Consider the following 21,387-nt stretch of genomic DNA (forward strand, 5'->3'; position numbering starts at 1 on the left):
TGACGACGGCGGCGTACGCCGAAGCCGCTGCCGGGGCGCCTTGACGGTCTTGCGGCCGCCCGCGAGGCGCCCCGCTCACTGGCGCCGGTCAGGTGCCGATTCCCTCCCACGCGGTCTGGCCCCGGGTCGCTCGCCTCGCCGACACGGCCGGGTCAGTGTCTGATGGCTGCTGTGGTGGGTTTCGAGGATCTGCGGCGACCGGCCGGGTACGCCCTCCAGACGCTGGCCGTCGCCGGCGGCTACTTCGCGGCGGGACGGCTCGGTCTGCTGCGGGAGCTCGTCGTCGAGGGTGCCGTGTTCACCCCCATCTGGCCGCCCACCGGCGTCGCGGTGGCCTGCCTGCTGATCTTCGGGCTGCGGGTGCTGCCCGGTATCACCCTCGGCGTGCTCCTCGTGATCATGTCGCTCACCTCGCTCCGGCCGACCGTGCTCGTCGTCCTGGCGGGCAACACCGTGGCGCCCGCCTGCGCCTACCTCATGCTGCGCAGGGTGGGCTTCCGCACCGACCTCGGCCGGCTGCGTGACGGCCTCGCGCTGGTGTTCCTGGGCGCCCTGAGCGCGATGCTGATCAGCGCGACCTGCGGGGTCGGGCTGCTCGTCGTCACCGACAAGCTGGCCGCGCACTCCTTCTGGCCGGTCTGGCTCGGCTGGTGGGTGGGCGACGCGATGGGCGTGCTGATCGTCACGCCGCTCCTGCTCATGCTGCGCACCGTGCGCCTGCCCCTGGACCTGCACCGCTGGAAGGAGGCCCTGGGGCTCGCGGCCACCGTCGGCGTGATCGTCCCCCTGGTCACCCACAACCGCGTCAGTCTGCTGTTCCTGGTCTATCCGCTGCTGATCTGGGCGGCGCTGCGGTTCCGGTTCGCGGGCAGCATGCTGTGCGCCCTGTTCGCCTCCGTCATGGCCACCATCGCGGCGACCCGGGAGACGGGCCCCTTCGCCGAGCTGACCCATGTCGAGGTCATGATGAAGCTCCAGGCCTTCAACGGCACGATGGCCCTCACCGCCCTGCTGCTGTCCTCGGTCATCACCGAGCAGCGCAACACCAGACTCTCGGTGGAGAAGGCCTGCCAGGAACTGGCCGAGGTCCTCGAACACCTCACCGCGGGCGACCCCCGCCAGGGCGGCCGCCCCTGACCGGCCCGCACGTCAGACGATGCCCGTTCCGTCAGGCGAGGCCCGCGTCGCCCCGCCTGCGCAGTACCAGCAGCGCGGTGTCGTCCCGGGGCATGCCCGCCGTGTGGTGGCGCAGATCGCCGTAGACCGTGGCGGGCACGTCCTTCGGGAGGACATCGCCCCAGGCCGCCGCCCGCTCCTCCAGGGGATAGAACGCGCCGGACGGATCGCGCGCCTCGGTGACGCCGTCCGTGCAGAGCAGAAGGGTGCCGTCCGACGGGAACACGAACCATTCGACGGTACGAGGCTCAGGGGCGAGCGCGTCGAGGCCCAGCGGAACGCAGGGTTCCTGCCGGAGCACCGGCTCGGCCCGTTCCTTGTGCAGCAGCAGCGGCGCCACGTGACCGCAGTTGATCGCCTGGACCTCCTGCTCACCGTCGACGCCCAGCACCAGGGCCGTCACGAACCGCTCCCGCTCACCGGTCTGCGCCGCGAAGGAGTTGTGCCGTAGCACCGCCTCCTCCAGGGCGTCGACCACCGCGGTGAGCGTGGGCTCGGCCACGGCCGCCTCGCGGAAGGCGCTCAGCACGGCGAACGCGGCGCTGATCGCCTGCAGACCCTTGCCCTGGACGTCGGCGATGAAGACACGGCTGCCGTACGGCGAGGAGACGACCTCGTAGACGTCGCCGCCCACCCGGCTGTCCTCCTCCACCGGCCGGTACAGGCCGTGGACCAGCAACTGGTCGGTCATCAGGGGGAACGGGCGCAGGATCTGGCGCTGCAGGGCGGCCGCCGCCGAGCGCAGCCGCGCGATCTCGCCCTCCCAGCGGATCCGCTGTGCCGCCCGCGCCACGCTGAGGCCGTTGAACACCAGGGTGAAGGCGATGACGGCCGCGTCGGCGCCCGCCGTGTCCAACGGGCTGTCGATGAGGGAGCCCGCGATGACGATCGTCACCCAGACGGAGGCGGCGGTGGTCTGTCGCACCGTTCCGCGCCCGGCGATCAGCGCGGGCAGCACCACCAGAAAGGGGGCCGGCCGGGTGTCCCGGCCCAGCACGATGCCGGTCGCAGCCACCACCAGCGTGACGACGACGAGCCAGAACACCACCATGGCCCAGCTGAGTGGAGGCGTGGAGCGCTGCCCGGCGTCTACCACGGTGGAACCGGCCGGATCTCTCGAGGTGCGCACCGGCCCTCCCGCTTCCTTCAGTCGTCGAACAACCGTCGGGAAAGCTTCCCACTCTTCAATATCAGCCCCACGTGTACCGTCCGCGAGCTGCGACAACGGCTCCGGCCGACCCCAGACGCACAGGAACCGCACAGGGGGCTAGATTCCGATCCGTATGTTCGACCGATGGTGGGGGAGTTGGGGACCGTTGTTCATCTGGCGCACACTGCGGGGTGAATGGCAGGGCATCGTCGTCGATCCGGTACGACAGCTGCTGCGGCGCGGACTGATGGGGGTGTCCCTGGCGTTCGTCGCCGCCTTCGGCGTCATCTTCTTCCACACGCTGGCGCAGCGGCCGACCGGCGCCGCGGTCGTCCGGCAGCTCGGCGGCGTCCAGGGCGACCTGCCCCTGTGGGTCGCCCTGCTGCGTACCCCCATATCGCTGTACGTGCCCGCCCTCGACCTGCCTGTCTGGGCCGGCATCACCCAGCTGTTCCTCGCCTTCGCGCTGGCCGAGCTGGCCCTCGGCCGGGCCCGCACGCTGGCCGTCGCCTACGCGACCACGCTGGCCGGCACCCTCACCGTGCGCGTCATGCTCCTGATCGGGCCCGGCTGCGGCGGCCTCGGGCTGCGGCCGGAGATCGGGCACATCCTCGACACCGGGCCGTCCGCCGCGGTCGTAGGACTGTTCACGTATCTCGCCGTCGTCCGGCGCGCGCCCGTCGTGTTCGTCCTCACCGGCGGATCGATGGTGTGGGAGTCGATCGTGAAACCGAACCTGGCCGGCCGCGAGCACCTGGTCGCGGTGGGCACCGCCGTCGTCCTGGGCCTGGTCCACGAGCTGCGCCACAAGCGGCCGACCGTCACGTCGCTGCTTCCGCAGTTCAGGGTGGACCAGCCGGTCAGGGCCGAGACACGCTGCCCATCTCCGCGGTGAACTCCGCCGGTTCGCTGTCGAACCCCCGCACCATCGCGCGGAACTCCCATGCTCCGGAGGGCTCCTTGGTGAACTCCGCGACCGTGGCCGCGGTGGACCCGGCCACCCCCGCGAAGTCGTCCGACAGCAGCTCCTTGTACCCCTCCACGACCAGCGCCCTGGCGTGCGACAGATCACCGAACGTCCTGGCCCCGCCGTTCTGATGGATGGCCACCCCCACGACCACCCGCGCGAAGGACGCGGCGAGACGGTCGAGTTCGAGGACCATCACCTCCATGTAGCCGTACCCCTGGCCGCTCTCGCTGTGCCGGCTCATGTTGATCGTGCCGTCCGGCGAGCGGCTCTCGGAGTTGACGACGTACACCGGGCGTCCGTGCGGCGCGTCGGCGGAGTAGGTCGCCGCGACGATGTCCAGATGGCGCGGCTGCTGCCCCCAGGGACTCGGATCCCAACGGAGCCGAACTTCGACCTTCCCCGCAACTGTGCTGACACTGCTCACTGATTGCCGCTCCCGTATGAGGCCATCACGGGACGAGCCCCCGCATGGTCGAGTATCGCTCTTCGATGGTCTGTTGATGCCCTCCGAGCGGACCTGACATGCCCGGGGTCAAGCGCTCCGGATCGCGTCCACCAGCCCGGCGACGAGGTTCGCCCGCTCCACCATCGACGCGACGAGCAGATACTCGTGGTCGGCGTGGGCCCCGCCCCCTACCGCACCCAGCCCGTCGAGCGTCGGCACCCCCAGCGCGGCCGTGAAGTTGCCGTCGCTCCCACCGCCGACCACCCGGCCTTCGAGACCGGGCAGCAGCCGCTCCGCCACCGCGAACAGTCCGGCCGCCGCGGATTCGGGCATCGGCGGCCGGCCGACACCTCCTCGTACGGTGATCACGGCCTCGTCGAGATGCGGAGCGAGGGCGGCGAACGCGGACTCGATGCGTTCCCTCTCGCCGGCCGACTCGACCCGGACGTCCACGACGACCGTCGCCTGCGCGGGGACGACATTGTCCAGCGTTCCGGCGGACGCGACGGTCGGCGTGACCGTCGTACCGACCTCGGGCCGCGCCAACGCCACGATGTCCAGCACCTGGTGCGCCGCTTCGACCAGCGCGTTGACCCCGGCGGCGGGCTCCAGCCCCGCGTGCGAGGCCCGGCCCGCGACGGAGACCTCGAACGTGCCGCATCCCTTACGGCCGGTCTTCACGCCCCCGCCGTCGGCGGCACCCTCGACCACGAGCACGGCACCGCAGGCGAGGGCACGTTCCTCGATGAGCGCCCGGGAGGAGTGGGAACCGACCTCTTCGTCCGCGGTCACCAGGATCTCGACACCGGACAGGTCGTCGAGCCCCGCCAGCCCGTGGATCGCCTGCACCAGGCCGCCGAGCATGTCGAAGACACCGGGGCCGGTAGCCCGGCCGTCCTCGACCTGGAAGGGGCGGCGCGCGAGGGTGCCGAGCGGGAACACGGTGTCGTGGTGACCGAGGATCAGCACGCGGGGTACGCCACCGCCGGACCAGTGGACGTGCGGCCCGCCTTCGTTCTCGACGAGCACGGCCCGGCCGCCGAGCCGCGCCTCGACGACAGCGGCGACGGTCTCGGCCGATGTCCGCAAGGCGTCCAGGTCGCGGGAGGGGGACTCGACTTCGACGAGGGTCCGGAGGTCGTCGAGCATCGCTTCGAGGCTCACGTCGACGGTCTTGTACGTGGTCACGGGGGAAGGGTACGTGGGGAGTCCGGGGGGAGGGTGCGGCTGGTCGGCGGTCCTGATCAGCGCCTGATGCCTCCATGCCACCCCCGGCACCCGGCCCCGACCGACGAAAGGCCGGCCCGACGGCGAACGCGTCGAACCGGCCCAACGGCGGTGCTGATTCCCGGAGTTGATCAGTCCGTGCCGGACTCCATCGCGGCGCGGTCGAGCAGCGCGTCGTCCTCGGAGACCTCGCCCCGGGAGGCGATGGCCTCGGCGCCGCCCTCCGGCATGCTGCCGATGAGGCCGGTCGCGGCGGCCTGGGCGGCGCCGATCGCGGTGTTGCCGGTGCCGATCAGACCGAGGTTGGCGTACTGCTCCAGCTTGGCGCGGGAGTCGGCGATGTCGAGGTTGCGCATCGTCAGCTGGCCGATGCGGTCCACCGGGCCGAAGGCCGAGTCCTCGGTGCGCTCCATGGACAGCTTGTCCGGGTGGTAGCTGAACGCCGGGCCCGCGGTGTCGAGGAGCGAGTAGTCCTCGCCGCGCCGCAGCCGCAGGGTGACCTCGCCGGTGATCGCCGAGCCGACCCAGCGCTGCAGGGACTCCCGGACCATCAGGGCCTGCGGGTCCAGCCAGCGGCCCTCGTACATCAGACGGCCCAGGCGCCTGCCCTCGTTGTGGTACTGGGCGACGGTGTCCTCGTTGTGGACCGCGTTCACGAGCCGCTCGTAGGCCGCGTGCAGGAGGGCCATGCCGGGCGCCTCGTAGATGCCGCGGCTCTTCGCCTCGATGATCCGGTTCTCGATCTGGTCGGACATGCCCAGGCCGTGGCGGCCGCCGATGGCGTTGGCCTCCATCACCAGGTCGACGGGGGAGGAGAACTCCTTGCCGTTGATCGTCACCGGGCGGCCCTGGTCGAAGCCGATCGTCACGTCCTCGGTGACGATCTCGACCGACGGGTCCCAGAAGCGCACGCCCATGATCGGCTCAACGGTCTCCACACCCGTGTCCAGGTGCTCCAGGGTCTTGGCCTCGTGAGTGGCGCCCCAGATGTTGGCGTCGGTGGAGTACGCCTTCTCCGTGCTGTCGCGGTAGGGCAGCTCGTGGGCGAGCAGCCACTCCGACATCTCCTTGCGGCCGCCCAGCTCGGTCACGAAGTCCGCGTCCAGCCAGGGCTTGTAGATCCGCAGGTGCGGGTTGGCGAGCAGGCCGTAGCGGTAGAACCGCTCGATGTCGTTGCCCTTGAAGGTCGAGCCGTCGCCCCAGATCTGGACGTCGTCCTCCAGCATCGCCCGGACCAGCAGCGTGCCCGTGACGGCACGGCCCAGCGGAGTGGTGTTGAAATAGGCGCGCCCGCCGGAACGGATGTGGAACGCCCCGCAGGTCAGCGCGGCCAGGCCCTCCTCGACCAGCGCCGCACGGCAGTCGACCAGACGCGCGATCTCGGCGCCGTAGGCCTGCGCGCGGCCGGGTACCGAGGCGATGTCGGGCTCGTCGTACTGGCCGATGTCGGCGGTGTAGGTGCATGGGACGGCACCCTTGTCGCGCATCCAGGCGACCGCGACGGAGGTGTCGAGTCCGCCCGAGAAGGCGATGCCGACGCGCTCGCCGGTGGGGAGGGAGGTGAGGACCTTAGACATGGGAAGATTATGCACCCTCGCGCATGGTCATGCAAAGTCCCCTTTCTGATACGCCGCTGCCGGGCACCCGTGACGCAGGAGGGCACCCGGCAGCGGCGGCGGTGGGACTGTGCTCAACACCCCGCCTTGTAGAAGAACTTGCTGATCGCGGGCTCGTTCATGTTCGCCTTGGTGATGGCGACCATGTTGGTGCCGATCGACTTCTGGACCGTCTTGCCCTCGAAGGCCGCGGCGAGCTGGTCCACGGCCTCCCGGCCGATCGCCGCCGGGTCCTGCGCGACCAGGACCTGGAGGGTGCCCGCCTTGAGCGAGGCGATCTCGTCCGGTTCGGCGTCGAACGCGGCGACCTGCACCTTGCCTTCCTTGCCGGCCTGCTTGAGGCCGGTGGCTATGCCCTGGCCGGTGTTGGTGTTGCCCGCGAACACGCCGCCCAGGTCGGGGTGGGCGGCCAGTGTCGCCTGGACCTGCGAGGCCGCGGTGGCCGGCAGGTCGTTGTCGTAGAGGGTGGGCAGCATCTTGATGTCGGGGTACTTCTTCATCTCCTCGGTGAAGCCCTTGATGCGGGCGTCGGTCGTGGAGACGCCGGGCTTGACGCTGATGACGATGGCCGAGCCCTTCTTGTTCATCAGCTTGGCGAGCGCGTCGGCCGCCACCCGGCCGCCCTTCTCGTTGTCGGACGAGATCCGGGTGATGCCGATCGAGGAGTCGGTGACGGTGGTGTCCACGAGCGCGACCTTGGTCCCGGACGACTGGATCTGCTTGAGCGAGGGGGTGAGCGCGCTGACGTCGACCGGCGAGATCAGCAGCCCGTCGGGCCGCGTCGCCGCGACCGAGTCGATGAGCGGGCGCTGGACCGACACGTCCCACTGCGCGGAGCCGTCGGCGCTGAATTCCATGCCCTTGGCCTTGGCCTCGGTCTGCGCCGCGCAGGTCATGGTGATGTAGAAGGGGTCGCTCTTCACGCCGGTGATCAGCCGGACCTTCTTGCCGGAGGCGCCTCCTTTCGACCCCGAACTGCCGCTGTCGCTCGACGAACTGCAGGCGGCTGCGCCGGTCAGGGCCAGCACGGTGCCCGCGGCGACCAGTACCTTGCGCGTAATGCGGTTGCTCGACATAAGGGTGTCCTCCTGGGTCATACGAGGGTTGGGGCGAAGGCCGGGGCGGGGGTCATCCGCGCTCTCGGGTCTTCCTGCGCATCTGGTCGATGTAGACGGCGGCGACCAGGACGACACCGACGGCGACGTCCTGCCAGTACTGCTGAACGCCGATGACGATCAGCCCGGTGGTCAGCACCGCGGGGATGAACACGCCGATCACGGTGCCCAGTACCGAACCCCGGCCGCCGAAGAGGCTGGTGCCGCCCAGGACCACCGCGGTGATCACCTTCAGGTTGTCGGTGGAGTGCCCGGCGATGGACGTCGTGCCGTACGACGCCAGCCACATCACCGCGCCCAGCCCGGCCAGCAGGCCCATCAGGCCGTAGACCTTGATCAGATGGCGGCCCACCGGGATGCCCGCGCGGCGGACGGCGGTCGGGTTGGAACCGATGGCCAGGGTGTGGCTGCCGAACTTCGTGGCGCCGAGCACCGCGCCGAACAGGGCGGTGACCACCGCGGCGAGGATCACCATCCAGGGGATGCCGAGCAACTTGCCGAAGCCCAGGCTGTTCTGGAGGTGGGCGGCGGACGCCCCGGACGGGTCCTGGCCGCCGGTGGCGAGTTCGGCGATGCCGAGCGCCGCGCCCAGGCCGCCCAGGGTCACGATCAGCGGAGGCACCTTCCCGGTCGCCACCACCGCGCCCTGCAACGCGCCCCAACCCGTCCCCACGGCAAGGGCGATGACGACACAGACCGCGACCGTGAACCAGCCGGCGGTGGGCCCGCCGTGGTGGATGTTGTACTCACCGGCGGCGACCGCCGCCAGCACCAGCACCGAGCCGATCGACAGGTCGATGCCCGCGGTGATGATCACGAACGTCATGCCGACGCCGAGGACCAGATAGATGGCCGCGTTCACGGCGATCTGCGTGATGTCGTACGTGGTGAAGAACTTGCCCGGCGCCGCGATGGTGAAGAACGCGACCAGCGCGACGAGGATCACGAACGTCCACAACTCGCTGATACCGGCGGCCCGTCGGAGCCACGGGGGTACCGCGAAACGCCCTTCGTCGGCCGGGGGCGGGTCCTGTGCCGGGGCGGCCGGCTTGATGTCCTGGCTGTTGGCGCTCATCGCCCGTCCTCCGCTTCCGTCGCGCCGACCGCGCCGTTGCCCCCGTTGTGCACGGGCTCGTCCAGCGACCCGGTCATGGCGCCGACGAGTTTCTCGATCGTGGCGTCGGCCGCGGCGAACGAGGCGACTCTGCGCCCCAGTCGCAGTACTTCGACCCGGTCGGCGACCGACAGCACCTCGGGCATGTTGTGGCTGATGAGGACGACGCAGATGCCCCGGTCGGCGACCCTGCGGACGGTCTCCAGGACACGGGCGCGCTGGACGACGCCCAGGGCGGCGGTCGGCTCGTCCATGAAGATGACCTTGTTGGCGAAGGCGACCGCGCGCGCCACGGCCACGGACTGGCGCTGCCCTCCTGACAACGTTGTCACAGGAGCCGTCACATCTTTCAGCTCCACGCCCAGTTCACCGAACGCCGCGATCGCCTCCCGGCGCATGGTGGGCCGGTCGAGCACGCCCAGGCGACCGAGCACGCCTCCGCGCACAAGTTCCCTGCCGAGATAGAGATTTGCCGCCGCGTCCAGATCCGGCGCCAGCGAAAGATCCTGGTAGACGGTCTCGACTCCGTGCCGTTGCGCGTCCATCGGCCCCGTGAACCGGACCGGCACCCCGTCCAGGCGCACCTCGCCCTCGTCCGGGGTGAGTACGCCTGACAGGACGTTCACCAAAGTCGACTTGCCGGCGCCGTTGTCACCGATCAGTGCGACGACCTCGCCGGCGTACGCCGTGAAGTCGGCGCCCGAGAGCGCCTGGACATGGCCGAAACGCTTGACCACACCGTGTGCCGCGAGAAGTGGTTCCCTTGCAGAGGCCATGCTGTGCTTTCTGGTTGGTATCGTTAACAGTTCGTCGATTCTGGGAGGCCCATGAGTGGGCGTCAAGGGTCGGGACGGACAGGGATTCGGGCGGACGCTGTCGGCCCGCCGGTCCGGTCGCGCTGGGCGAGATCTGGAGGACGCGGCGTGGCCAGCCGTCCCAGGATGAAAGACGTAGCCGCGGAAGCGGGCGTGAGCGTGATGACGGTGTCCCGGGTGGTCAACGGCGAGGTGGGCGTGGCGCCCCTCACCGCCGCCCGCGTGGAGGCCGCCGTCCACAAGTTGGGCTATCAACGCGACGACGTGGCACGGCAGTTGCGCCGTACGGACCGATTGAGCCAGACCATCGGACTGATGGTGGACAACGTTGCCGACCCGTTCATGGCAGCCGTCGCCTCGGCCACCGAGGACGTCGCCCACCGGTGCGGCAACATGGTCCTCATCGGCGCCAGCCGCGCCGACCTCCGTCGCGAACGCGAGGTCATCGCGGCCTTCACCGCCCGCCGGGTCGACGGACTGATCCTCACCCCGGTCGCGGGCAACCACCGCTTTCTGCGCTCGGCGCAGGCGCGGGGTACGAAGATCGTGTGCGTGGACCGGGCGGCGCCGGGGCTGGACGTGGACACCGTGGTGGTGGACAACTTCGGCGCGGTACGGCAGGCCGTACGCCATCTGATCGCGCACGGCCACCGCCGTATCGGCTACCTCGGCGACAAGCCGGAGATCTGGACCTTCGGCGAACGGCACCGCGGCTATCTGGCGGCCTTGAGCGCCGCGGGCATCGACGCCGATCCGGCGCTCGTGCGGCACGGGCTGAGGTCCGGCGCGGACGCCGCCCGGGCCGTCACCGCGATCCTCTCCGCACCGGAGCCGCCCACGGCCGTGCTCGCGGGCAACGAAGTGCTCGCGTTCGGCGTGCGGGCCGTGCTGCCCGCCACCGTCGCGTTCATCGCCTTCGACGACTTCGCGCTGGCCGCGCAGTTGACGCCGCCGGTCACGGTCATCGCGCAGGACCCGGTCGCCCTCGCGACGAGCGCCGCGCATCTGCTGTTCGCCCGCATCCACGGGGACACGTCACCGCCCCGCAGGGTCGTCATGCCGACCGAGCTGATCCCGCGCGGGTCGGGGGAGATCCCGGGCCCCGGTACGCCGACCGCGACTCCTCGGTGCTGACGACTCCCGGCCCCCGTCCCGCGTACGGCATCGGTGGTTACGCGCGAGGCCGCTCGAAGGTGAGGAGCAGGCCCTCGACCGCGCCGGGACCTATGCGGCCCTTGACGTCGGCGGCGGTGATGGCCTTCAGGCCCCAGCCGTCCTCGGCCTGCTTGTTGAGGACCTTCTCCAGCTTGTCGCCGTCCAGCGCGTCGCCGATCAGCGACTCCCGGAAGCTGACGACCTTGTACTCGAACGTGTAGGCGTTGCTCATGGCTGCGGTGTCCTCCTGTGCGTGCGCACGGTGTGCGGCGGGCGGGGTCAGCCAATCATGGGGGGACGTTCCCGCGCAGGCCGGGGGTGGTTTCGTGGCACGGCTGTCAACTGGTCCCGGGGAGCGGTGTGTTGTCCGGGCGGGGCGTCGAAGGCGAGCCCGCGGGTATGCCACCGCGGCCCGCCGCGGCCGTCGTGTCACCCGCGACGCGGCGGGGCGGAGACGTAGCGTGGCCGTGACCGAGGTGGACGCGAACGTAACCCGTGGAAGTGCCATGTGCTGGAGTGCGAAGGCCGACCTCGTCGCGGGCGCGACGGTCGCCGCCGTAGGAGTGGCCTGTGTGGTCCGGGCGCGCAGGCGGACCGATCTCCCGATGGCCGCACTGCCTTTGCTGCTGGGTGCCCATCAGATCGTGGAGTCGGCGGTGTGGGCCGCCGACGGGGGCGCGGGGGCCGCCACCCTCGTCTGGGCCGCCATCGCCATGCCCCTGCTCGCGGTGTGGGTCCCGATGGGCGTGTGGTGTGCCGCGCCACGACGGGCACGGGCCCGGATCGGCGTACTGGTCGCGGTCGGCGCGGCGACCGCGGCGGCCCTCGCCCACGCCCTCGCCGCACACCCCGTGACGGCCGAGATCCGCGGCCACACCCTCGGCTACGTCGTCGACCTTCCCTACGCCCAACTGGTCATCGGGGGCTACCTCGTGGCGACGATCGGCTCACTGGTCCTGTCCGGTGAGCGCGGGCTGGTGGTGATGGGGATCCTGGTCACGGCCGGCGCGCTGGTCTGCTGGACCCTGTGGGAACTGGAGTTCGTCTCGACGTGGTGCGCGGTCGCCGCGGTGTCCTCGGTGGTCCTGTTCTTCTGGGTGAACGGCCGCGACCGGGAGCCGGGGAAGCGACCCTACGTCCGTGCGCGGCACAGCGGCTCCACCGGCTGAGGCCGCTGCTCGTGGCGACGGCGAGGGTCTGTCCGGAGGCCGAGAAGCCGGCGGCGCGCAGCTCGGAGTGGTCGGCGTTGAAGAGACCGGCAATCTGCGCTGGGGCGCCGCGATCGGATCACGGGTGTCACAACGCGGTGCCCAAGGTCCGCCGCGTGCAACGTCGTTGAGCCGGACGGCGATCTCGGGTTGGATGGCTCCATGGAGCGTATAGACGCAGAGCTGTTCACTGACGGTGGGAACGATGCCGTGGTCCGCCTGCCCGGCCGCCGGTTGCCCGGTGTTCTCATCCAGGGCGACTCGCTTCACATCCTTCGCGGCGATGTGGCCGAGGTGGTGGAGGCCTGCGAGCGGGGTGACCTTGCCGAGGCGGGGGAGGCGGCGGGGCTTCTGCTGGCGGGATTCGACGCTCTGCTGAGCCGGTACTCGGTGGCGTTGGAGAATCATCGGATTCAGTTGCCCTACTGAGGGGGTGCCCTCCAGGCGGGTGGAGAGCCCGCGCTCACGCCTCCCGGTGCTCGATCCCCAACAGGCTCGCCGCGGCCCGGAAGTCCGCCGTGTGGTGGCCCAGCGCGAGGGACCAGTGGTGGCCTACGCCCGTCGCGCTCCACGCGTCGACCCACTCGCCGGGGTCGCGGCCGAAGTCGACGCGGTTGGTGGTGTTGCCGATCGCGAGGTGTGGTCCGGGGACGACGGTGCCCTCGGACGTGATGAAGGACAGGGTGCCGTCGGCGTCCTGTCCGAGGCCCAGGAGGGTGACGGCGCCGTGTTGGACGTCGAACTCCACGCTGACGCCCCAGCCGCGCTTGCCGTGGTAGACGCCCAGGCCGCGCAGCAGCGGGTCGCGGGCGCTGAGGGCGAGGTGGGCGGGGCCGTCGTGGCCCATCTCGACCACGCCGGCCTCGAAGTCGAGGGCCTGGATCTCGGTGAACGAACCCCCGGCGCCGATGCTCTGCGTCGCCAACTGGGCCAGGCTGGTGCGTAGTTCGTACTCGCCGGCGGCCGGTACGCCCCGGGCGGTGAGCAAGGAGGCGCCCAGGATCATGCCGGCGCCGAGCCGTTCGTGCAGTTCGCCGTCGAGTCCTCGGTGGTAGTAGGCGAGGGTGTCGAGGCCGAAGTCCTCGACGAGCCGGTCGAGGGCGACGGACACGGTCGCCCCCCACGCGAAGTCCTCGTCCACCACGCTGTCGTCCACGGCGAAGATCCGCCGGGCGAGGGCCGTGCGTTCACGGGTCTCGGCCTCGCTCACCTGCTCCACCCGATGCCGTAGATCGTCGAACTCCAGCACCTCGACGTGCGAGCCGAACGTCGCCGGGAGCAGCGTCAGATCGGTCGACACGTCGAGCATGCCGGGATACAGATGCCCCATCAGACCGTGCCGGGCATGGCGGAGCGCGGCCCGCACGTGGGCGGCCCGGATCCACTGCTCGATGCGCTGCCACGCCGACTCCTGGCGCAGCCACCCCGACACCGACCGGAAGGGGATCCCGGCGCGCCGGAACACGTTGCCGACCTCCGGCACCGGGCACTGCCCGCAGTAGGCCAGCCAGGCGCCCGTGTCGAAGGAGGCGTGGTCCATCCGCTCGGACGGCTGGAGGTCGATGACCAGGACGGGGGTGTGCGAGCGCTGGGCGATCGGCAGCACCATCGACGAGGTCAGGTATGTCGTCAGGAACAGGACGATCAAGTCGCAGTCCGCGCGCCGCAGTTGCTCCGCCGCGGCAGCTCCCTCCACGGCGTCGGAGATGAAGCCGACGTCGGTCACCTCCGCGTCCATCCGCTGGAAGCGCTCGGCGACGTACGCGGACGACTCCCTCAACTGGGGGAGCAGGTCCGGGAATTGGGGCCAGTAGGCGCCGAGTCCGCCCGCCACGAGTCCGATCCGGGTGCGGCGGCGGGACACCGGGGGAAGCAACTCGCGCAGGGCGGCGGCGCGTTCCGCGGTCACGGTCGTGGGGTGTTCGGCGGTCACGGTCGTGGGGTCGGTCGGTGCCATGGGCGGTGTTCCTTACGGGGTCGGCGCGGGTTCGGATCCGGTGCGGATGGATTCAGGTGCGGGCCACGCCCAGACCTGTCGCCGGGGCGACGGCGGTGTCGGGGGAGCGCCGGATGAGGACATGGATGACGTACACGCCCGCGACCCCCGACGCCGCCATGCAGAGCGTGATCAACCACAGCAGGAGCGACGCGCTGTAGTCCATCAGCGCGGGCGTGACGAAGGCGACGCCCGCGAAGACCCCGCGCGACAGCGCGTAGGTGAGGCCCTGGGTGGTGCCGCGGGTGTCCGGAGGCAGCGTCAGTTGCGACCACACCTTGTAACTGGCCTCCCCGGCAAAGGGGTTGGAGATCTGGTACAGCACGAAGAAGACGAGCATGCCGACCAGGGCGCCCGCCGTGAGGGAGGCGATGCAGAAGGCCACGACCTGCACGACGGTGAAGACGTAGAACAGCCGGTCGCGCCAGGGGGTGTCGGCGACCCGTACGAAGACGAAGGTCAGGACCAGCGCGATCGGCAGGAAGGCCAGGTTGATCCCGGTGGCCAGGCTCTGCGAGGCGCCGCTGACCGTGACCAGTAGGTATGTGCCGAACTGGCCGAAGGTGTTGGCGCCGATGCCCCAGGTGACGTAGTAGACGAAGGTCGCGACCATCGGCAGCAGCGCGGCACGGTTCCACACGTTCTTGAGCTCGATGCCGCGCGGAGCGGCCAGCGCGGCGGCCTCCTCCTTCAAGGCCGCGTCCGACGGTTCGTCGGCCAGCTTCAGCCGGGCGCGGAGCAGGTAGGTGACCAGCGCGGCGACGATCAGATGGCCGGTGATGATCCGCGCCCCGATCATGCCCGTGTCCGACAGGACGTAGCCGAGGAAGACGACGACGACGATGCCCAGCACCCACATGACCTGGGTGAACGACACGAGACGTGCCCGGCCGTCGGCGGGCGCGGCGTCCGAGACCACGGCCAGGGACGTCGGCAGATCGGCGCCGGCCGCCAGTCCCGCGACGAGCACGCCGACGAAGAGGACGATGTCGTTCGGCGCCAGCGTGATGACGATCGCGCCCACCGCGTAGCAGAGGATGTCCAGGTTGTAGACACGGCGGCGCCCGAACATGTCGGCGAGCCGTCCGCCGACCAGGGAGCCGACGGCGATGCAGCCGGTGACGATCGCGCTGATCGCCCCGGCCATCCACACGCCCATGTCGTAGTGGTCGCGGTAGATGGCCAGGTTGACGGCGATGCTGACGATGAGCGCGGCGTCGAGGTAGGAGGCCATGCCCGAGAGGGCCGCGACCTTCCACAAGTGCTTCGGAATGGGTTGTTCCGCGTGTTCCGGTGAAGGTGAGAATCGGATCATGATGCGGCTCCTCGCGGCTCTGGGCCGGGGTCGCAGTGAATATAGGGTTCAAAAAACGTTCCAACAAGCCCTCTTGCACGCATCCGTGGGAAGTGGAGCGGGCCTCCTTCCCGCCATTCGGATCCGATGCCAACATTGCAGGTGGAGGACGACTGAGCCGACCTAAAACGTTTTTTGACCGGTGAGGGTGCCCGAGCCGCACTCGGAAGGACCAACATCGTGATCTCGCCCGCTTTGCAGCAGCTCTTCGACGCCCCGCCCCGGGACTTCGGCCCCACCCCGCTGTGGTGGTGGTCCGGCGCCAAGGTCACCCGCGAGCAACTCGCCTGGCAGCTGCGCCGGTTCGCGGACGGTGGCGTCCACAACCTCGTCGTCATCAACCTGGCCCCGGCCGGCCCGGCCTTCGGCGCCCGGACCGACGACCCGCCGTGGTTCGGCGAGGAGTGGTGGGACCGCTTCACCGACGCCTGCCGGATCGCCCGGGACATCGGCACACGGCTGTGGTTCTACGACCAGATCGGCTTCTCCGGCGCCAACGTCCAGGGCGCCGTCACCCGCCGCCACCCGGAAGCAACCGGCCGCGCCCTGCGCTCTCGGAGGGCGACCGTCACCGGCGGCACGGTCGCACTGCGCGGAGCCGAAACCCTCGTGGCCGCCTACGACTTGGAGGGCCGCCGCCTCCCCGTGGCCCCCGGCTCGGACGCCTTCCGGATCCCGGCCGCCGAGGGGACGGACGTACGGCTTGTCGTCGCCGTCCCCACCGCCTTCGACTACCTGGACCCGCACGCCGTGGGACTGCTGCTGGACGCCGTCCACCACGAGTACGACCGGCGCGTCCCCGAATACCTGGGCAACGTCATCGCGGGCAGCTTCCAGGACGAGCTGCCCGGCACGAACTCCTGGAGCCACCGCCTCCCCGACGAGTTCCGCACCCGTCGCGGCTACGACCTGCTCGACCACCTCCCCGCCCTGTTCGGCCCGGTGACCGCGCGCGCGGCGAAGATCCGCGCCGACTACTACGCGGTCCGCGCCGAACTCACCGAAGAGGCCCTCTTCAAGCCCCTCGCCGCGTGGCACGACGAACGCGGCATGCTCGTCGGGGCCGACCAGAGCCACCCCGCGCGGGCGGGTTTCCCGGCCCAGTCGACGCAGATCTACACCGACTACTTCCGCACCCACCGCTGGTACGGCGCCGCCGGCAGCGACCACCACGGCGACTCCAAGGTCCACTCGTCCATGGCCCACCTCTACGGCCACGAGCGCGTCTGGATCGAGGCGTTCCACTCCTCCGGCTGGGGCGGCACCCTGGCGGACACCTACGACTGGCTCCTGCCGTTCCTGCGCAGCGGCGCCAACCTGTACAACCCGCACGCCAGTTACTTCGGCACGGCGGGAGGCTGGTTCGAGTGGGCGCCCCCGTCGACCGACTGGCGCCAGCCCTACTGGCAGCATTACCCGGCGTTCTCCCGAGCCGTCGCCCGGATCTGCTCGATCATGTCCTGGGGCACCTACAGCGCCGACGTCGCGGTCCTGCACCCCACCGCCACCATGCAGTCCCTCATCCCGTTGGACGCACCCGTCAAACACTTCGGCGACGGCCGCCTGGGCGACGACCACGCCGACGTCGACGAGACACAGCGCCACTACCTGGACCTGTGCGGCACGAACAACTGGCTTGACCCGCACGTCGGTTCACTCGACCGCCACCGCATCGCCTTCGACATCGTCGACGACGCCTCCGTGCAGCGCGCCACGACCGCCGAAGGAGCCCTGCACGTCACGGACTTGACGTACCGCGCGGTTCTGCTGCCCTCGGCGAGCGTCCTGGAGGAGGAGACGGCACGCCGACTGGCCCAACTCCTCGACGCGGGCGGCCGGGTGGTGGTCGTAGGCCGTCCGCCCGCGACGGCGGCCGGACAGTCCGGTGACGATTCCGTCGTCGCGGCACTGCTGAAGCACCCGAGACTGGAGCGGGCGCGCGACGCCGAGGCCGGTGCGGCGGCGGTGGCCGAGACCGCCGGTCACGCGACCGGCGAGGTGCCACTGCTCGTCAGGAGAAAGGGAGTTGAGGCGGTCGCCCTGGTGACGGGAGCCTTCCCCGACGCTCGCACGCTGCCGGGGGACGCCAACCACGAGGCGGACCCGGCGCGTTACGCCCGCCACTCGACAGTCACCGTGCACGCCGTGGTCACCGAGGCCGAGATCTGGAACCCGGCGACCGGCGCCCGCCGCCCGGCCCAAGTCACCGTCTCCGAGGGCCGTTCGACCATCGAGGTGCCCCTGGAGGGCGCCCCGGCCGTCCTCGTCGTATGGCGCGAAGGCACCTCCCAGACGATCCGAACAGCGGCACCCTCACCCGTGCCGGAGCGGACGATCGACCTGTCGACCGGTTGGGAGGGCCGCCTGGTCCCGACCATGGACAACACCTGGGGCGACCTGGCCCTGCCCGCGGGCTCGTCCGTCGCCGAACCGCAGATCTGGACGATGAGGTGGACCGAGACCGGCGGCCCCGACGCGAAGTGGGAGCAGACGCGGGCGACGTACGGCAACCGGGTCCGCGTCCTCCCTCCGGTGCCGTCCGCCCAGGCCCCCGATCCGCTGGACTCGTCCTCCGTCGAACGGGTCCTCGCCGGTGAACTGCCTCTCTTCTCAGCGGACTTGGGATGGCGCTGTTCGCTGTACTCGTCGAGCCGCGGCATCCCGGACCCGGACGGCCTGCTCGGCAACAAGGGCCTGGTGACAGAGGAGTTCGTACGGGTCCCGGTGCCCGGGCCCGGATCGGTCGCCCGGGTCCGTTCGATCGTGGAGACGGACCACCGTGGCCCCGCCGATCTGCACATCGGCGCCGCGGCCACCAAGCGGGTGTGGTGGAACGGCGAGCGCATGGACACCGGCACCGGGTACCTCGCCACCACCCGCGTGGAGCTCCGCCGGACCCACAACATCCTCGAATACGAGCTGGGGGACGCTCAGGACAGGCCGCTGCTGATCTCCGGCACGGCCGACACACCGTTGGGCAGCTACTTCTGCCTGAGCCGTCCGGACGGGTTCGGGTCGCGCCCGCAGTTCATGTGCCTGCCCGACGATGTACGACCCTCCGGTGGCGTGACCTATCGAGGGCGGCTGCATGCCGCTGGCCAGGCGGTACTTGTCGTGGGCGCCGCGGTGGGCGTCACAGTGTCGCTCGACGGGGAGGTCGTCGCGCGCCAGGAAAAGGTGGAGTACTACGAGTCCGACTGGGGCGCGGTGCCCATGTTCTTCCGGCATGAACTCGCCCTCGGGGAAGGCGAACACGTGCTGGAGGTGGTGGCCGACACCGTCCATCCGCGCGAGGCGGTGTTCGTCGACTGCGTGGCCGGCGCGGAAGGCCCGGTGAACTCACTTGTGAGCGGCGCCGGTTGGGAGGCCGAGACGGGGGAGTGGCGTGGCCGTACCGTCGAACACGAGGGCCGGTGGGGGGAGTTGCAGCACTGCTACGCGGCCGTACGACCGCACCCGTTGCCGGACACCGAGTGGATCACCGGTGCCCCGGTGCTCGGCACTGCCGTACTGCCGCTGCGCTCCACGGACGCCGTCCGTGAACGCGCCCAGCGTTTCCGCTTCACCGTGCCGCCGGGCACCGAATCCCTGGACCTGCCAGTGGAGTTGCCCGCGAGGGTGCGGGTCGGCGACGGCAACGAGACGCGGCTCGACGGCCGGGTCCTGGCACTGGACCGAGCGCTCCCGGAGCCGACGGAGGTCGAGGTCGTCACCGCTCCCACGGCCGTACTGCGGGGCGGCTCCGCCTGGCGCGGACCGGCGCGCGTCCGCACGGTACCGGCGCAACTACCCCTGGGGGACTGGCAGTTGCTGGGGCTGGGCGGCTGGAGCGGTGGTGTGACGTACTCGCGGGAGGTGGAGGTGCCGGCCGGGCCGGACCCGGTACTGGATCTGGGGCAGGTGCGCGGCAGCGTGTCGGTTGTCCTCGACGGGAAGTGTGTCGGGGAGGCGTTCTGCGCTCCGTACCGTTTCGAACTCGCGGGCGCCGCAGGGCGGTTGGTGCGGCTGGACGTGACCGTGAACAACACCCTGGCTCCCTATCTCGCCGAAGCCACTCCCACCGCCTGGGCTTTCCCGTCCCAACTCTCGTCGGGGCTGCTGGGGCCGGTGACGCTACGGATTCGGGACTGACAGGGGTCGAGTGGAGTCCCGTAGGACGAGGTCGGGCGCGAACACCCGTGTCTCGTGGGCGTGTTCGGGGCGGGCCTCCACCTCGTCGAGCAGCATGCCCACGGCCGCTCTGCCGAGTTCCTCGACGGGTTGCCGGACCGTCGTCAGGGTCGTGCCGACGAAGCTCGCGATGTCGAGGTCGCCGTAGCCGACGACCTGTACCTCCTGGGGTATTCGCACTCCCCGTTCGCCCAGTCCCCGGCACAGCCCGGCGGCGAGGAAGTCGTTGGTGCAGAAGACCCCGTCGGGCAGCTCGTCGAGAGTGCGGGCGATCTCCAGGCCGTACGCGACCGTCATCTCGTCGGCGACGATCTGGCGGACCCGCGCCTCGCGGCGGGTGCGCACGGCCTGCCGGGCGCCCTGGTAGCGCTCGGCGCACTGCACGATGCCGCGCTCGCCGTTCACGACGAGGATGTCGCGCGCCCCGCAGTCGAGGAGGTGCTGCACGGCGACCCGGCCGCCGGCGATGTCGTCGACGGAGACGGAACAGCCGTCCTGGGCCGACAGCGCGCGGTCCGCGAGGACCAGAGGGATGCCGCGTTCGCGCAGCCGGGTGAGCCGGGTCGGATCGGCGCCGAGCGGGACCACCACCGCCCCTACGGCCCGCTGCTCGATCAGCATCGTGAAGTAGCCCTGCTCCCGCTCGGGGGCGTCGCCGCTGTCGCAGAGCACGAGGGAGTAGCCGTGGTCGTAGGCCGCGTCGGCGGCGCCCCGTGCGATGCGTGAGTAGAACGAGTTGGCCACGTCGGGCAGGACCAGGCCGATCGAGGACGAGTGTCCGGTGCGCAGTCCGGCGGCTCCCGGATGCGGCACGTAGTCGAGCGCGGCAACCGCGTCACGGACCCGCTCGGCGGTGCGGGCGTTGACCCGCTCGGGCCGGTTCAGGACGTTCGACACCGTGGACACCGAGACCCCTGCGGCGGCCGCGACATCCTGGATACGGGCGGGGCGAACCTGAATGGCGCCCACCCCCCTCGCTGTGACAGCCGTGCGACCAGGCACGACGCGGTTCTCATGGGCCGCGTCAGTGTACCCCGACGGTGGTTGCAACGTTTTCTGCCGGAGGCCCTGGAGTAGGGCGTGCGGTGGCCAATCCGGCCTGTGATCAACAGGGTTAACATGGGGTTATGGCTGAGGGCTCCGGAGTTGATGCTCCGATGGAGGGCGACCGCCCGCTGAGGCGCGACGCCGCCCTCAACCGGGAGAAGATTCTGCGTGCCGCGCGGGAGGTCTTCGGCCAGCACGGGCTGCGGGTCACGCTCGACGATGTGGCCCGGCACGCGGGGGTCGGGGTCGGGACCGTGTATCGGCGCTTCCCTGACAAAGAGACCCTTGTACGGGCCCTGTTCGAGCAGGATCTGGGGATGCGGCAGGCATCCGCGGAGCGGGCGCTCGCTCACCCCGATCCCTGGGAAGGGTTCGTGGACTTCCTGATGGAGATGGGGGCCGATCTCGCCGAGAATCGTGGCCTCCAAGAGGTGATCATGCTGGGGAGCCACAGTTCCGAGCCCATCGAGACGGTGCGGGGCGGGATGCTCCCCTTTCTGGAGGCGCTGATCCGTCGGGCGCAGGAGAGCGGGGACCTGCGTGCGGAGATCACTCCCTCCGACATCCCCCTCGTCGTGCAGATGCTCAGTGCCGCCAGTCAGTTCACGCAGGGCAAGCGGCCCGATGTCTGGCGCCGCTATTTCGAGATCATCCTGAACGGCATCCGGCAGCGTCCCGACAACCCTCCGCTGACGACCCCGAGTCTGAGCAACGAGACGGTGGAGCAGGTGATGGGTCTGAGCAGGCCCGCCTCCCCACAGGAGTAGCGGGCGGGACAGGAGCGGCAGGTCTGCCGTAGGGACAGACCGCCACTCGTGTTTCATACCCG

General features: G+C 70.6%; 18 protein-coding genes. 7 read left to right on the forward strand and 11 right to left on the reverse strand.

Annotated elements, in window-relative coordinates; genetic code table 11:
- Positions 1–162: 162 nt before the first annotated feature.
- Complete coding sequence (locus tag ACFWP5_RS14365) at positions 163–1,137, forward strand: MASE1 domain-containing protein (protein ID WP_384154962.1); 975 nt, start codon at positions 163–165, stop codon at positions 1,135–1,137.
- Between the two features lie 31 nt (positions 1,138–1,168).
- Here the strand turns inward: ACFWP5_RS14365 and ACFWP5_RS14370 are convergent, their stop codons facing one another.
- Positions 1,169–2,305, reverse strand: a complete 1,137-nt coding sequence (locus tag ACFWP5_RS14370; RefSeq protein ID WP_384154964.1) for a PP2C family protein-serine/threonine phosphatase — start codon at positions 2,303–2,305, stop codon at positions 1,169–1,171.
- Positions 2,306–2,459: 154 nt separating this feature from the next.
- On the opposite strand from ACFWP5_RS14370, the gene ACFWP5_RS14375 reads away from it, so the two are divergent.
- Positions 2,460–3,221, forward strand: coding sequence for a hypothetical protein (locus tag ACFWP5_RS14375; RefSeq protein ID WP_384154966.1), 762 nt, complete (start codon positions 2,460–2,462; stop codon positions 3,219–3,221).
- Here the strand turns inward: ACFWP5_RS14375 and ACFWP5_RS14380 are convergent.
- The 6 genes from ACFWP5_RS14380 to ACFWP5_RS14405 all read right to left on the reverse strand — a co-directional run bounded on the left by ACFWP5_RS14380 (position 3,187) and on the right by ACFWP5_RS14405 (position 9,589).
- A complete protein-coding gene (locus ACFWP5_RS14380) occupies positions 3,187–3,720 on the reverse strand; it encodes a TerD family protein (RefSeq protein ID WP_384154968.1) in 534 nt (177 codons plus the stop codon). The genes ACFWP5_RS14375 and ACFWP5_RS14380 overlap by 35 nt on opposite strands.
- Before the next feature lie 108 nt (positions 3,721–3,828).
- Positions 3,829–4,929, reverse strand: coding sequence for a M20 family metallopeptidase (locus tag ACFWP5_RS14385; protein WP_384154970.1), 1,101 nt, complete (start codon positions 4,927–4,929; stop codon positions 3,829–3,831).
- A gap of 170 nt (positions 4,930–5,099) precedes the next feature.
- Positions 5,100–6,545, reverse strand: coding sequence for an argininosuccinate synthase (argG, locus tag ACFWP5_RS14390; protein ID WP_384154972.1), 1,446 nt, complete (start codon positions 6,543–6,545; stop codon positions 5,100–5,102).
- Between the two features lie 113 nt (positions 6,546–6,658).
- Positions 6,659–7,660: an ABC transporter substrate-binding protein gene (locus ACFWP5_RS14395; protein WP_384154974.1), complete on the reverse strand. Its 1,002-nt coding sequence runs from the start codon at positions 7,658–7,660 to the stop codon at positions 6,659–6,661.
- 52 nt (positions 7,661–7,712) lie between these two features.
- Positions 7,713–8,774, reverse strand: a complete 1,062-nt coding sequence (locus tag ACFWP5_RS14400) for an ABC transporter permease (RefSeq protein ID WP_384154976.1) — start codon at positions 8,772–8,774, stop codon at positions 7,713–7,715.
- Positions 8,771–9,589, reverse strand: coding sequence for an ATP-binding cassette domain-containing protein (locus ACFWP5_RS14405; RefSeq protein ID WP_384154978.1), 819 nt, complete (start codon positions 9,587–9,589; stop codon positions 8,771–8,773). The genes ACFWP5_RS14400 and ACFWP5_RS14405 overlap by 4 nt, the downstream gene beginning before the upstream one ends.
- A 165-nt stretch (positions 9,590–9,754) precedes the next feature.
- On the opposite strand from ACFWP5_RS14405, the gene ACFWP5_RS14410 reads away from it, so the two are divergent.
- The gene (locus ACFWP5_RS14410) at positions 9,755–10,762 is read left to right on the forward strand and encodes a LacI family DNA-binding transcriptional regulator (protein ID WP_384154980.1); all 1,008 of its coding nucleotides are present in this window, start codon (positions 9,755–9,757) and stop codon (positions 10,760–10,762) included.
- A 37-nt stretch (positions 10,763–10,799) separates the two neighbouring features.
- Here the strand turns inward: ACFWP5_RS14410 and ACFWP5_RS14415 are convergent, their stop codons facing one another.
- Positions 10,800–11,015, reverse strand: coding sequence for a DUF4177 domain-containing protein (locus ACFWP5_RS14415; RefSeq protein ID WP_384154982.1), 216 nt, complete (start codon positions 11,013–11,015; stop codon positions 10,800–10,802).
- Positions 11,016–11,289: 274 nt separating this feature from the next.
- On the opposite strand from ACFWP5_RS14415, the gene ACFWP5_RS14420 reads away from it, so the two are divergent.
- Together ACFWP5_RS14420 and ACFWP5_RS14425 are read left to right on the forward strand one after the other, a co-directional pair.
- Positions 11,290–11,952 (forward strand): DUF6629 family protein, encoded by a 663-nt coding sequence (locus ACFWP5_RS14420; RefSeq protein ID WP_384154984.1) that lies wholly within the window; start codon positions 11,290–11,292, stop codon positions 11,950–11,952.
- A gap of 201 nt (positions 11,953–12,153) precedes the next feature.
- Positions 12,154–12,420, forward strand: coding sequence for a DUF6959 family protein (locus ACFWP5_RS14425; protein WP_033280515.1), 267 nt, complete (start codon positions 12,154–12,156; stop codon positions 12,418–12,420).
- A gap of 34 nt (positions 12,421–12,454) precedes the next feature.
- Here ACFWP5_RS14425 and ACFWP5_RS14430 read toward each other — a convergent pair whose 3' ends face one another.
- Both ACFWP5_RS14430 and ACFWP5_RS14435 read right to left on the reverse strand, forming a co-directional pair.
- Entirely contained in the window at positions 12,455–13,948 is a 1,494-nt protein-coding gene (locus ACFWP5_RS14430; RefSeq protein ID WP_384154987.1) for an arabinose isomerase, read from the reverse strand.
- A 52-nt stretch (positions 13,949–14,000) separates the two neighbouring features.
- The gene (locus ACFWP5_RS14435) at positions 14,001–15,302 is read right to left on the reverse strand and encodes an MFS transporter (RefSeq protein ID WP_384154989.1); all 1,302 of its coding nucleotides are present in this window, start codon (positions 15,300–15,302) and stop codon (positions 14,001–14,003) included.
- Between the two features lie 219 nt (positions 15,303–15,521).
- Here ACFWP5_RS14435 and ACFWP5_RS14440 point away from each other — a divergent pair, with 219 nt between their 5' ends.
- On the forward strand, positions 15,522–19,472 hold the full coding sequence (locus ACFWP5_RS14440) for a glycosyl hydrolase (RefSeq protein ID WP_384154990.1): 3,951 nt from the start codon (positions 15,522–15,524) through the stop codon (positions 19,470–19,472).
- On the opposite strand, the gene ACFWP5_RS14445 is transcribed toward ACFWP5_RS14440, so the two are convergent.
- Positions 19,455–20,480, reverse strand: a complete 1,026-nt coding sequence (locus ACFWP5_RS14445; RefSeq protein ID WP_384154992.1) for a LacI family DNA-binding transcriptional regulator — start codon at positions 20,478–20,480, stop codon at positions 19,455–19,457. The genes ACFWP5_RS14440 and ACFWP5_RS14445 overlap by 18 nt on opposite strands.
- Positions 20,481–20,638: 158 nt before the next feature.
- On the opposite strand from ACFWP5_RS14445, the gene ACFWP5_RS14450 reads away from it, so the two are divergent.
- Complete coding sequence (locus ACFWP5_RS14450; RefSeq protein WP_384154994.1) at positions 20,639–21,325, forward strand: TetR/AcrR family transcriptional regulator; 687 nt, start codon at positions 20,639–20,641, stop codon at positions 21,323–21,325.
- Positions 21,326–21,387 lie beyond the last annotated feature (62 nt).

Source organism: Streptomyces sp. NPDC058469, assembly GCF_042721125.1.
GTDB lineage: Bacteria > Actinomycetota > Actinomycetes > Streptomycetales > Streptomycetaceae > Streptomyces.

What these genes read in the sequence shown, in the direction of transcription:
- ACFWP5_RS14430 (WP_384154987.1), bottom strand. Translation starts at nt 13,948, where the DNA reads ATGGCACCGACCGACCCCACGACCGTGACCGCCGAACACCCCACGACC.
- ACFWP5_RS14420 (WP_384154984.1), top strand. Translation starts at nt 11,290, where the DNA reads ATGTGCTGGAGTGCGAAGGCCGACCTCGTCGCGGGCGCGACGGTCGCC.
- ACFWP5_RS14415 (WP_384154982.1), bottom strand. Translation starts at nt 11,015, where the DNA reads ATGAGCAACGCCTACACGTTCGAGTACAAGGTCGTCAGCTTCCGGGAG.
- argG (WP_384154972.1), bottom strand. Translation starts at nt 6,545, where the DNA reads ATGTCTAAGGTCCTCACCTCCCTCCCCACCGGCGAGCGCGTCGGCATC.
- ACFWP5_RS14450 (WP_384154994.1), top strand. Translation starts at nt 20,639, where the DNA reads ATGGCTGAGGGCTCCGGAGTTGATGCTCCGATGGAGGGCGACCGCCCG.
- ACFWP5_RS14400 (WP_384154976.1), bottom strand. Translation starts at nt 8,774, where the DNA reads ATGAGCGCCAACAGCCAGGACATCAAGCCGGCCGCCCCGGCACAGGAC.
- ACFWP5_RS14425 (WP_033280515.1), top strand. Translation starts at nt 12,154, where the DNA reads ATGGAGCGTATAGACGCAGAGCTGTTCACTGACGGTGGGAACGATGCC.
- ACFWP5_RS14365 (WP_384154962.1), top strand. Translation starts at nt 163, where the DNA reads ATGGCTGCTGTGGTGGGTTTCGAGGATCTGCGGCGACCGGCCGGGTAC.
- ACFWP5_RS14410 (WP_384154980.1), top strand. Translation starts at nt 9,755, where the DNA reads ATGAAAGACGTAGCCGCGGAAGCGGGCGTGAGCGTGATGACGGTGTCC.
- ACFWP5_RS14435 (WP_384154989.1), bottom strand. Translation starts at nt 15,302, where the DNA reads ATGATCCGATTCTCACCTTCACCGGAACACGCGGAACAACCCATTCCG.
- ACFWP5_RS14375 (WP_384154966.1), top strand. Translation starts at nt 2,460, where the DNA reads ATGTTCGACCGATGGTGGGGGAGTTGGGGACCGTTGTTCATCTGGCGC.
- ACFWP5_RS14405 (WP_384154978.1), bottom strand. Translation starts at nt 9,589, where the DNA reads ATGGCCTCTGCAAGGGAACCACTTCTCGCGGCACACGGTGTGGTCAAG.
- ACFWP5_RS14395 (WP_384154974.1), bottom strand. Translation starts at nt 7,660, where the DNA reads ATGTCGAGCAACCGCATTACGCGCAAGGTACTGGTCGCCGCGGGCACC.